Source organism: Pseudomonas graminis (assembly GCF_013201545.1).
In the GTDB taxonomy this organism is placed as follows: Bacteria; Pseudomonadota; Gammaproteobacteria; order Pseudomonadales; family Pseudomonadaceae; genus Aquipseudomonas.
The window spans coordinates 4,574,911-4,588,084 of record NZ_CP053746.1 but is presented as its reverse complement, the minus strand read 5'-3'; the positions used below and the strand labels follow the sequence as shown (position 1 = coordinate 4,588,084).

General features: G+C 67.2%; 1 protein-coding gene. It reads right to left on the bottom strand.

The features are described from left to right. Window positions 1–34: 34 nt before the first annotated feature. Window positions 35–13,162: a BapA/Bap/LapF family large adhesin gene (locus FX982_RS20570; RefSeq protein WP_172612308.1), complete on the bottom strand. Its 13,128-nt coding sequence runs from the start codon at window positions 13,160–13,162 to the stop codon at window positions 35–37. Window positions 13,163–13,174: the final 12 nt, after the last annotated feature.

The window sequence follows — 13,174 nt, the reverse complement described above, 5'->3', positions numbered from 1 at the left end:
ACCCCGCCGCTGGCAGCGCCAGACGGCGGGCTGATCAAACGACGTGAATACCGTTCTGCACCCACAGATGATGGGTTGGATCTTCCTGCGGCGTGTACTGGGTGTAATCCACACCATCGGCCTGTTGCGCACCGCCGGCGACCCAGGTATTGGTCATGTGTACGGTGTCTTCGCTGCTCCCCTTAATCAGCAAGGTGTTGTTGTCTGCCGAGGTAATCGACACCAGGTCCGCCAGGCTGATGGTCAGCGCGACGGCACTGGTGTGGTTCAGGTCCAGCACCTCGATATTGTTGATCCGGTCCTGCAGATCACCCAGGTTGATGGTGGCATCGCCTCCCGCCCAGAGCAGCGTGTCGGTGCCCGTGCCGCCATCGACCGAGGCAAAGTGCTGGTCAGCGATGATCAGCGTGTCGTTGCCGGCGCCCCCTTGCAGCGTGACGGCACCGCCATGGGACCCGTCCAGCGTGTCGTTGCCTGCCGTGCCCTGAATCAGCTCGGCACCGGTGGTGGCAATGGCGGTGGCGCTGTGATCATCAACGCTCGCTACAGTGGACAGCGCCGCAAACGAGGTAGTAACGACGGCACCGGCCTGTTCCAGATCAATGGTCAGCGTCGCCGTGTCGGTGGTGCCGTTGGGGTGCCTGAGCTGGTAGGTGAAGACGTCTTCACGGCCGATGACCGCGTCCGTCTGTCCTGGCGTCAGCGTGTAGGTGTAGCGTCCGTCGGCCTGCACCAGCAACGAGCCGTAGGTGCCGACAATCGTGGTGCCGTTGTAGCCCGGCGTCACGTAATTGCCGGCCGCCAGCACATTGAGCACCGTGTACGCCGAGCCCAGCACATCAGCGCCGCCGCCGGCGGTGTCGGTGAGCAGATTGCCCGCCACCGGCGTGTAGCTGCCGACGACGAACTGATTGGTATAGGTTGCATCGTTGATCAGGCTGATGTTGACCGTACTGGCGACACCGATGCCCCCGGCGGCGAGTCTGACCTGATAGCTGCCGGGCCCCTGGTCATCGAAGCGAGCGGCATAATTGCCGCCGCCCAGGTTCGCCAGCGAGCCGCCGGCGTAGCTCTTGACCAGCACGTATTGGCCGGTGGTGGTGTTGAGCTTGTACAGGCCCAGGTTCAGCGAACCGAGCAGGCTGAGCAGGTTGGAGGAGCTGACCACCACGGTCAGGTCACTGATCGCACCTGCCGCCACGCTGGTGGTCCATGAGCCACTGCCGCCCAGCAGCGGCACGAGGAACGGGCCCAGCGTGGAGGTGGTGATGACCTCCTTGTTGACCAGGGTGATGTCGCTGATCGCGATGTCGTTGGTGGCGTCGACCAGAAAGGCCGGGCTGGCCAGGTTACTGTCGCTCCACACTTCGGAGGCCTGCGGACTGTCGATGCGCACGTACAGATTGGCCGTGTCGCTCAGGCCGTTCGGGTGCACCAGTTGATAGCTGAAGACGTCCACTTTGCCGACGCTGGTCACCGCCCCGTCGGGTCTGTAGCTGTAGTTGCCGCTGGCGTCGATGGTGAGCGTGCCATACAGGCCTTGCACCGTGATGCCCGCGCTGGCCGCGACGTAGCTGCCGTTTTTCAGCACCTGCAACACGGCGCCGTTGTCCGGGCCGGTGACATCCGCCTGGCCGTCAATGCCCGGGTTGGTGATGACGTTCCCGGTCACGGCGGTACCGGCCACCCCGTTGAACTGGGTCAGGCTGGTGACGTCCAGCTGCAGTTGCGTGGTGACGTTGGTCACCACGCCGATGCCGGTGCTGGACACAATCAGCCGGTAGTCGCCACCCAGCAGATCACCGATGTTCACCCGCACGCCCTGGCCGGTCAGCGCCACCAGATCGAGCAGCCCGCCGCTGCCATTGACGTCGAGGGTCACCCAGTTGCCGCTGGCGTTCTTCACTTGCAGCGTGTAGACCACGCCGTCAAGCAGCGACACCAGGCTGCCGGTGGTCAGCGTCAGGGTCGGATCAAGGCGGGTGCCGCTGTTGACGGTGAACACAAACGCCTTGGAGAACCCGGCCAGCAATGTGGTGAAGGAGTCCGCAAAGTTCTGCGTGGTTTTCACCGGCACCAGGGTCACCGTGGCGGTAGCGAGGTTGTCACTGGCGACCACCGGCGTGTTGACGTCGATGTCCGGCGCGGTGACGTTGGCCGTCACGGAAAGATTGCCCCTGATGTCGGTGAGGCTGACCAGCAGGGTTTCGCCGTTGATCTGCGCGGGGGCGAGGGTGACGCTGAACAGCCCCGTGGCGCCGACGGTGCCCGTCCCGAGCACGGCGCCGCCAACGGATTTGATTTGCACCGTCGAACCGATTTCCCCGCTGCCGGTGACCGTCAGGCCATCGACGCTGACCAGCAGCGCGCCGGGGGCAGCAGGGGGTGTCAGATCAGGCGCGATGGCGCTCACTGCAAGGGATACGTTCCCCGCCGCGTCCGCCTGGGTGATGCTCAGCACTTGATTGTTGATCTGCGCGGCGTTCAGTGCCACCGAGAAGCTGCCATTGGCGGCCACGGTCGTTGTGCCGAGGACAGCGCCCAGTGCATTGCGCACGGTCACCGTGGAACCTGCGACACCGGTGCCGGTCACCACCGTACCGCTGGCATTCACCGCAACGGTCGTTGGCGCCCCGGGCGCCGTGGTGTCCGGTGCCAGAAGGCTGCCGGCGGCCGACACGTTGCCAGCGACGTCGACCTGACGCACCGTCAGCGCCTGGCCGTCCAGTTGCGCGGCGTTGAAGGTAACGTTGAACGTCCCGCCAACGCCCACGGTGGTGGTCCCCAGCAGCGTACCGCCCGCGTTGAATACGTTGACCGTCGCGCCGGCTTCACCGCTGCCGCTGAGGGTCAGACCGTTGGCGGCCAATACCAGCGCGGTAGGTGCATTCGGCGCCTGAAGGTCGAGTGCAGTGACCGTCACAACGGCCGAGGCGTTGCCCGTACCGTCCGCTTGCAGAACGTTCAACACCTGGCCGTTCAACTGAGCGGTGGAGAGCAAGACGACAAATCCGCCCGCCGCATTGACCACTGCGCTGCCGAGCACGGCGCCGCCCGCGTTGATCACGCGCACGGTCGCTCCGGCTTCACCGTTGCCGCTGACCTGCAGGCCTGCGGCATTCAGCGCGACGTTGGTCAGCGCAGCGGGTGGCGTAGTGTCGACGGCACTCACGTTGGCCAGCAACGAGACATTGCCTGCGGCGTCGCGCTGACTCACCGTCAGCACCTGGCCATTGAGTTGCGCCGCCGAGAGGTTGGCGTTGAACGTGCCGTCCAGGGCAACGGTTGCGGTGCCAAGCACGACGCCGAGGCTGCTGCGCACCGTCACGGTCGCACCGGCTTCGCCGATCCCGCTCAGCACGGTGCCCGCGCCATTGAGAACCAGCGACACCGGTGCGTTGGGTGCGGTGATGTCGGGCGCAGTGACCGTCACGATGGCGGACGGCTGCGATGCGGCGTCGGTCTGGAACGCGTTGAGGATCTGGCCGTTGGCTTGCGCCGGGCTCAGCGTCACGGCAAAGGTGCCGCCGGCATTGACCAGCGCGGTGCCGAGCGTTGAACCGCCGGCGGTGATGGTTACCGTGGCCCCGGCTTCGCCTCGACCGGTCACCAGGGTGCCGGTGGCGTTGACCTGGAGGTCGGCAAGCACCGCTGGCGGCGTGGTGTCAGCCGCCACGACCGCAGCCAGCAGCGATGCGCCGCCTGCTGCAGTGCTGGCCGTCACGCCCAGGCTTTCGCCGTTGGTCTGCGCAGCGTTGAGGGTGACGCTGAACGTGCCGCCCGCATTGGTGTTCGCTGTACCGAGCACAACGCCTGTCGCGCTGTACACCGTGATGGTGGTGCCCGTCGCGGCGCTGCCGGTGACCGTCAAGCCGTCGGCGCTGACCAGCAGATTGGTCGGCGCATTCGGTGGAGGGGTCACGGGAACGGTGAGGTTGAGCGTCCCGGAGGCGTTGCCGGTGACGTCTGCCTGACCGACCGTGAGGACGTCGTTGGCGGTGATGCCGGCACTCAGCGTGAGCGCGAACGTGCCATTTGCCGCCACTGTCCCGCTGCCGACGGTTATGTTCAGGGCGTTTTTCACCGTCACCAGCGCGCCGGCTTCACCACGCCCTTCCAGCAGCAGGTAATCGGCGCTGATGGCCAGGTTGGTGACTGGATCGGGCGCCTGAGTGTCCGGCACCTGCTGGACCAGCGGCGCGGAATGGTTGTTCGCCGCATCCGTCGCCACGATGGAGATGAGCTGCCCGTTGATCTGCGCCGGATTCAGCGTGATCGAGTACTGCCCACTGGCGTTCGCCTGAGCGGAACCCAGCAGGGTTCCGTTGGCAGACGTCACCGCGATCGTGCTGTTGGGTTCGGCAGTGACTTGCAGGGTCGTGCCGTCGCTGTTGAGCGAGACGAACACCGGGACCGCTGGCGGCGTGATGTCCGGCGCAATGACCGGCACCGGCGTCGAGTCGTTCTGCGCGGCGTCGACTTGCACGACCGTCAACGACTGACCATTGGTCTGGGCGATCGACAGCGGCACGCTGAACGTGCCGTCTGCCCGCACGATGGCCGTGCCGAGCACCGGCGTGCCCGCCACCGATACCGTGACCGTAGCGCCGGCTTCGCCGCGACCGCTGAGGACCAGCCCGTCCCCGCTGACCGACAGGTTGCTGACGGCGAGCGGATCGGTCACGTCTGCCACCTGATAGACCAGCGTGGCGGAGACGTTGGTGGCGACGTCAGTCTGGGTGAGGTTGAGGGTCTGGCCGTTGAGTTGGGCAGACGTCAGCGCGACGCTGAATTTCCCGTCGACCTGCACCGTGGCGCTGCCGAGGTCCACGCCGCTGGCGCTGGTCACCCTGACCGTCGCGCCCGCTTCGCCGGTGCCGTTCAGCGTCAGCCCGTTCACCAGGCCGGTGATCACCGGCAGCGGCGGCGGCGTGAAGTCCGGCGCCGTGACAGGCGCGCCCGTGGAGGGGTTGCCCGCCGCATCACGCTGGACCACCGACAACAGCTCGCCGTTGCTTTGCGGCACCGACAGCGTGACCGCGAAATTGCCATCCACGCCGACCACGCCCGTGCCGACAATGTTGCCGGCAGCATCGGTGATCAACAGGCTGGCGCCTGCTTCACCGCGACCGCTGACCACCACGCCGGTGTCATCGATCTGAACGTTGGTCACGGCGGCGGGCGGCGTCAGGTCGGGTGAAGCGATGGAGCCCGCAGCCGAGGGATTGTTTGCCGCGTCAGTCAGCACGACGAACACGGGCTGACCGGCGTTTTGAGGCGGGGTCAACGTGATCAGAAACCTGCCGTCGACGCCCACGTTGCCGGTACCGACTTGGGTGCCATCGGCCAGGGTGATGCGCACGGCTGCGCCAACCTCGCCGCTGCCGCTGAGCACACTGCCCGAGGCATTGAACTGCAGGTCGGTGGCGACCGCCGGCGGGGTCAGGTCGGGGGCGGTGACCGTCGCGGGCACGCTGACGTTGCCGGGTGGGTCGGCCTGCTGAACGCTCAGCACCTGGCTGTTGATCTGCGGGGTGGAGAGGGTGACGCTGAACGAGCCGTCTGCCAGCACCAGCGTGGTGCCGAGCAGCGTGCCGCCGGCATCGCGGACCGTGACAGTGGCCCCGGCTTCACCGGTACCCGTCACCACCGCGCCTGCCGCGTTGATGCGCACATTGTCGAGCGGATCGGGTGGCGTGAAGTCCGGCGTGGTCAGGCTGACTTGCGGTGACACGTTGCCGACGGCATCCCGTTGCACCAGCGTCAGCACCTCGGCGTTGGAGAGCGCCGGGACCAGCACCAGGGTGAAGGCCCCGGTGCTGCCCACCGTCGCCGTGCCGAGCGGAGTGCCGAGGCTATTGGTAACCGTGACAACCGCCCCGGCTTCACCGCGGCCGGTCAGCGTCGCGCCGTCGCTGGAAATGCCCAGTTGGGTCAGGGCGAGCGGTGCCGTGGTGTCGACCGAGGTCAGGCTGGCGGGCAGGGAGATATTCCCGGCCGCATCGGTCAAGGTCACGGCCAGCAGTTCACCATTGGCCTGGGGTGTGGTGAGGGTGATCTGGAACGTGCCGTCGATGCGCACGCTGCCGGACCCGACGAGGGCGCCGCTGGCGTTGGACACGTTGACCGTCGCGCCCGGTTCACCGGTGCCCGACAGCACCGCGCCGTCTGGCGTCACCGCCAGGGCGAGCGGCGCATCCGGTGCGATCAGGTCTCTGGCAGTCAGCGCGATGCTGGCCGATTCATTACCGGCGGCGTCGGTCTGGCTGATGCTCAGGGACTGGCCGGCAATTTGCGCGGGGCTCAGCGACAGGGTGAAGTTGCCGTTGGCACCCACTTGCCCGGTGCCAAGAATGAACCCGCCTGCGCCCAGCACAGTGACCGTTGCGCCCGCTTCACCTTGACCGGTCAAGGTCAGGCCGTTGGCGGTGAGCACCAGATCGGTGAGCGGCCCTGGAGCGGTGACATCCGCTGCCAGGTAATCGGTCGCCAGCGAGTTGATGCCGTCGCTGGAGGTGGCAATGGCCGAGAGCGACTCGCCGTTGAGCTGCGCGGCATTCAGTTGCGCACTGAACGTGCCGTCGCCATTGACCAGCGCCGTGCCCAGCAGGACGCCGGAGGCGGTGCGGATGCTGACGGTGCTGCCGGCGTTGGCGGTGCCGGTAAGGGTCAGGCCGTCTGCACTGAGGGCCAGATTGACGGGCGCAGGTTCCGCGAGATTACCGGGAGCAACCACCGTGGCGGCATCGGACGCATTGCCGGCGGCGTCGGTCTGAATCACGGTCAAGGTGCCGCCGGCCGCTGCCGCAGGGGTCAGTCCGACCGTAAAGCTGCCGTTGGCCGCCACGATGGCGGTGCCCAGCGCGTTGCCATTGGCATCGCGCACGACCACCGTTGCACCGGCCTCGCCGCTACCGCCCAGGGTCAGGCCATCGGCGCTGATGGCCAGGTTGCTGGCCGCGGAGGGCGCCACGGTGTCAGCGGCCTGATAAGGCGCGGGCACCGAGACGTTGCCAGCCGCATCGGTGGCCGTGACGGTAAGGCTCTGGCCGTTGAGTTGAGGACCGGACAGGCTGACCTGGAACACGCCATTGGTCCCGGCAACGCCAGACCCCAGGACATTGCCCGCGGCGTCGCGCACGGTCACGGTGCTGCCGGCTTCGGCGTTCCCTGCCAGTTGCACGCCGCTGCCGCTGAGCAGCAGGGCGGTCGGGCTTTCGGGTGCCGTCAGGTCAACGGATGTCACGTTGACCGCCGTCGAGACGTTGCCGGGCGGATCTTCCTGGGTGACAGTCAAGACTTCGGCGTTTATCTGCGCCGTGCTCAGCGTCACGCTGAACGCGCCGTTCGCCGCCACCAGCGCCGTACCCAGCAGGGCACCGCCGACCGTGCGCACCGACACCGTTGCGCCAGGTTCGCCACGGCCGACCACCGTCAGGCCGTCGGCGTTCACCGACACCTGAGTGAGCGCGGCAGGCGGGCTGATATCCGGCGCCGTGAGGTTCGCCGACGGCGAGACGTTGCCGCTCGGGTCGGTCTGACTGATGTCGAGGGCCTGGCCATTGTTGGGCGCGGGGGCGAGAGTCACGGTGAAGGTGCCGTCACTGGCCACCAGCGCGGTGCCAAGCTGCGTGCCGCTGGCGTCGAGGACTTTAACGGTCGCCCCGGCCTCACCGGTACCGGTGAGGGTGCTGCCGGTGGCGCTGATCAGCAGGTTTTGCGGCAGGGCCGGTGGCGTGGTGTCCACGGTTGTCAGGCTGGCGCCGGCCGACACGTTGCCCGCCGCGTCGGTCAGGGTGACCGTGAGTGGCGCGCCGGTTGTGACGGCGTTTGGCAGGGTCACCTGGAACTGGCCGCTCTGGTTGACAATGCCGGTGGCGAGAATGTTGCCTGCGGCGTCGCGGACCGTGACGGTCGCGCCGGCTTCGCCAACGCCATTGACCACGGTGCCGACGTTATTGATGGTCAGACCGGTGGCGGCGTCGGGCGGGGTCAGGTCCGGGGCAAGAACGGCCCCGGTTTGCGAGACGTTACCCGCCAGGTCGGTTTGCGTGGCCGTCAGCGGTTGGCCGCCCAGCTGCGACGGCGTCACGATGACAGCAAAAGTGCCGTTGGGCGCAACGGTGCCGGAACCCAGCAACGTGCCGCTGCTGTTAGTGATGGCCACCGTCGAACCGGCTTCACCACGGCCCGAGACCACGCTGCCATCCGGGCTGATGGTGATGCTGGTCGGCGCTTCGGGGGCCGTCAGGTCATCGGCCACCACCAGGGCGGTCACCGAGGTCTGGCCGGCGTCATCGGTCGAGGTGACGTGCAGTGTTTGAGCATTCAACTGCGCGAACCGCATCAGAATGCTGAAACGGCCGAAACTGTTGACCCTGCCGCTGCCCAGGCTGGCGCCGTTGCTGTCGAGAATGTTGACCGTGCTGCCTGCGGTGGCGGCACCGGTGAGAATGAAACCGTCGCTGCTGATGGCCAGGTCGCTGGGGGTCGCCAGCTGGGTGCCGTCCGGCCCTGGGAGGATGACGGCGGTGGAGGCGTTGCCACTGGCGTCGGTGCTGATGACCTCCAGATTGGTGTTGCTGGCAGCAGGCGGATTGAGGCCGATGACGAAGCTGCCATCCTGGCCAACCGTGCCGGTGCCGAGCAGCACGTTGCCGGGCCCGGGGCCGCGAACGGTGACGGTGGTGCCGGGCTCGCCGGTACCGGAAACGACGTCGCCATCGGGGCTGATCGCCAGATCGGACACAGCGACCGGTCGGGTGGTGTCAGGCGCGAGCACAGCAGTGGGCAGCGAGTCGTTGGTGCCATCGGTCGCAACCACTTGCACCGTCTCGCCGTTGCTCAGGATCGGCGTGACATTGAAGGTGAAAGTCCCGTCAGCCAGGGCCACGGCAGTGCCGATCTGAACCCCATTGGCGTCGAGGATGTTCACCGAGCCGAAGGGCACGGTGGTCCCGGTCAGCACGCCGTTAGCGTCCAGATCAAGGTCGCTTGGCGCCAGCGGTGCGGTGATGTCAGGTGCCGTGACGGAACCTGCCGGCGAGGGCAGGGTGCTGGCGTCGGTCTGAGTCACGCTGAGCACCTGTCCGTCCAGCTGCGCCGGACTCAGGGTCACCACAAAACTGTTGTTGCTGGCTACGATAGCCGAACCCAGCAAGGTCCCGTTTCCATCGCGCACTTGCACGGTATCGCCGGGAGTGCCTGTGCCGGAAACGGTCACACCGTCGCTGCTGATGGTGATTCCGGTCGGCGCAGCCGGCGCGGTGGTGTCCGGTGCGGTGAAAGAGGCCGCGGGGGAGAGGTTGCCCGTTGCGTCGTTCTGCCTGACCAGCAGGACCTGGCCGTCGGCCTGAACCGCGTTCAGCGGGACGTCAAAGCGACCGGTCAACGGGTCCACCGTTGCGGTACCCAGCACGTTGCCGTTGGCGTCCCGTACGCTGACGGTGGCGCCGGGTTCGCCCTGGCCGCTCAGCGTCAGGCCGTTGGCGCTCAGGGTGAGCGCGGTAGGCGCGTCTGGTGCCTGGATGTCCGCAGCCAGCAAGGGAACCGCCGGAGAGGCCAGGGTCGATCCATCGACTTGGGTAACGCTGAGATTCTGGCCGTTGATCTGCGCGCTGGACAGGATCACCTCAAAGCGTCCGTCGCTGCCGACCACGGCGCTGCCCAGCGTGCCGCCCGAAGCATTTCTAACGGTGACGGTGGCACCGACCTGGCCGTTGCCGGTGACGATCAGGCCGTTTGCCGACAGATCAAGGCTGGTCAAAGCTGGCGGTGCGCTGAGGTCCGGCGCCGTGACGGGGACGGGCTGGGACTGGTTGCCTGCGGCGTCGGCCTGAGTGACCTGCAACAGCTGGCCGTCGGTCTGTGCCGACGTCAAGGTCAGGGTAAAACTCCCGCCGGCACCCGCCTGGCCGCTGCCGATGATATTGCCCGCCGCATCACGCATCGTCACTGTGGCACCTGATTCAGCGGTGCCGGTAAGGATCAGGCCAGTGCCGTCGAGGGCGACGTTGGTCAGCGCAGCGGGCGCCTGGGTATCCGGGGTGACAAAAGTCACCGGCAACGCCGGGTTGCCGGTGCTGTCACTGGCCCCGATCAGCAGGGTTTGGCCATTGTTCTGCGGGCTGTTCAGCGTCACGCTGAAGCGCCCGTCGGCGGCGGCGATGGCCGTGCCAAGCACGGTACCGCTGATGTTGGTGACGGTGATCGTCGAACCGGCCTCGCCGATGCCGGTCAGCGTCGTGCCGCCGACGTCGAGGCCGATGGCGGAGGGTTGCAGGGGGCCGTCGAGGTCCGGCGCGCTGACGGGCGCAACGGGCGATGGATTCCCGTCCGCGTCGCTCAGCACGACTTGCAGCGCCTGACCGTTGGTTTGCGCCGAAGCGAGGCTGACCGTGAAATTGCCGGTCGCGGACGTCACGCCCGTTCCGATGACGTTGCCTTGGGCGTCACGCACCGAAACGGTCGAGCCCGGTTCGCCACGGCCGGTCAGGGTCAGGCCGTTGTTGGCCACGGCCAGATCAGTGGCGGCAGCAGGGCCGGTGATGTCGGGGGCGGTGACGGGAACGGTGACCGAGCTCTCGCCCTGACCGTCGACCGCCACCACGTCGAGCACTTCGCCATTGGCTTGGGCCGGGGTGATGGCGACGGTGAAGCTGCCGTTGCTGCCGACGGTTGCACTGCCGAGCAGCACGCCGTTGGCGTCGCGCACCTGGACCACCGAACCGGCGCTTGCGGTCCCGGTCAGTTGCGTGCCGTCGCCACTGATGACCAGGCCGGAAGGCGTTGCCGGACCACTGGCGTCAGGCGCCGTGACCACCAGCACGGGGGACGCCAGGCCTGCGGTGTCGGTCTGGCTGATTTGCACCTGATCACCTGGATTGACCGGCGGTGCCAGCGTGGTAGCGAAGGTGCCATTGGCGCCGACCACCGCCGTGCCGATGGGCGTGCCGTTGGCGATGAGGGTGACCGTCGCGCCAGCTTCTCCCTTGCCTGAGACCTGTGTGCCGTCTGCGCTGATGACCACATCGGCTACTTGGGCGGGTGGCGTGGTGTCGGCGGCGTTAAGCTCGGCCGAGGCAGTGTTGCCGGCCGAATCCGTGACGCTGACGTTGAGTGTCTCGCCGTTGGTCTGGGCGGTATCGAGGCTCACGCTGAATGTGCCGTCCACACCGGCCCGGGAGGCGCCGATGACCGCACCCGACGCACTACGCACAAGCACGCGGGCGCCCGCTTCGGCACGACCGGTGAGGGTCAGGCCGTCGGCCGACAGAACCAAAGCCGAGGGTGCCACCGGCGGCGTGGTGTCCGGTGCTTGCAGTGGAACGTTGGCGGAGGTGTTGCCAGCCGCATCGGTGAGGGTGACCTGCAGGACCTGCCCGGCATTTTGCGGGGCGCCGAGACTGATATTGAATAGCCCGTCAGTCCCCACGATAGCGGTCCCGAGCACGTTGCCATTGGCGTCTATGACGCTGGCAGTGCTGCCAGGTTCGCCGCGGCCGCTGACAATCGAGCCACTGCCGCTGATCGCGATGCCAGCAGGTGCATTGGGCGGTGTGACATCGCCGCCGGGCGGCGTGACGTCGATGTCCGGCGCCAGCGCTTGAGCAGGCGGGGAGACATTGCCGGCGGCATCGACCGCATTGACGGTCAGCGACTGCCCATCGGTTTGCGCAGGGTTCAGCGTGAGGCTGAAGGTGCCGTCTGCCGCGACGATGCCGCTGCCCAGCAACGTGCCGTCGGCGGCGCGAACCTGAATGGTCGCGCCGATTTCGCCCGAACCGGTGACGCGCGTACCGTCGGCGCTCACCACAAGGTTACCCGGCGCGTTGGGCGCGGTGGTGTCGACCGGTGGGGTGACGTCGATGTCCGGCGCTAGCGCTTGAGCAGGGGGGGAGACATTGCCGGCGGCATCGACCGCGCTCACGGTCAGCGACTGACCATCGGTTTGCGCCGGGCTCAGGGTGAGGCTGAAGGTGCCGTCTGCCGCGACGATGCCGCTGCCCAGCAAGGTGCCATCGGCAGCGCGAACCTGAATGGTCGCGCCGACTTCGCCTGAACCGGTGATGCGCGTACCGTCGGCGCTCACTACAAGGTTGCCCGGCGCGTTGGGTGCGGTGGTGTCGACAGGTGGGGTGATGTCGATGTCCGGCGCCAGCGCTTGAGCAGGCGGCGAGACATTGCCGGCGGCATCGACCGCATTGACGGTCAGCGACTGACCATCGGTTTGCGGCGGACTCAGGGTAAGGCTGAAGGTGCCATCGGCCGCGACGATGCCGCTGCCCAGCAAGGTGCCATCGGCGGCACGCACCTGAATGATCGCGCCGACTTCGCCGGAACCGGTCAACCGGTCGCCGGTGGGGTTGACCGCCAGGTTGGCCGGCGCAGCCGGAGGTGTCGTGTCTGGGCCCTGGCCCGGGGGTGTCCCGCCGTCGGTATCGGGCGTTGGTGCCTGAGTGGAAGGGGACACGTTGCCTGCGGCGTCGGTGGCGCTCACTGCCAGAGGCTGCCCACTGGTTTGCGGCGGGTTCAGCGTCACACTGAACGTGCCGTCAGGTGCCACAACACCGCTGCCCAGCAGGGTGCCGGCAGTGTTTCGAACCTGGATGGTTGCGCCGGCCTCACTGGTGCCGGTGAGTAACGTGCCGTCCGCACTGACGAGCAGGTTGCCCGGGGCCACGGGGGCCGAGGTGTCCGCGGCGTTCCCACCGCCGCCCCCGCCGCCACCCGCAACGCCGCCTGCCGCTGCCGCTGCACCGCCGGCGCCCAACAGGCCGAGCCCGGCGATCGCAAAAGTAGGCGTCGACCCGCCGACCACGCCGGCGTCTGCGATGAGTTCATCCAGGGAGTTGACTTCGTCGAAGGTAAAACCGTTGAAGGACTGAGTGTCATATTGGGCTTGCCAAAGGGTGCCGTCTTCACCCTGGAACACCATGTCGTTGTTGGGACCTTCAGGCGCGGTGTTGAAGAAGTTGGCGACTTTGATCTGTTCGCCATTCTTCAAGTTCACCACCAGATCTTGCCCATTGCGGGAGACCGAGGACACTTGGCTGGGAGGAACGGGCATTTGAACAACTGACGGCGTATCGAGTGACAGATTTCCCCAGGCTTTGGCAGTGAGTTCGGAGGTTGCTTTATTGGCGACAACAATATTGTCCATTCTGACAGTCCT

Coding starts and splice junctions, on each gene's coding strand:
- FX982_RS20570 (WP_172612308.1), bottom strand. CDS start 13,162: ATGGACAATATTGTTGTCGCCAATAAAGCAACCTCCGAACTCACTGCC.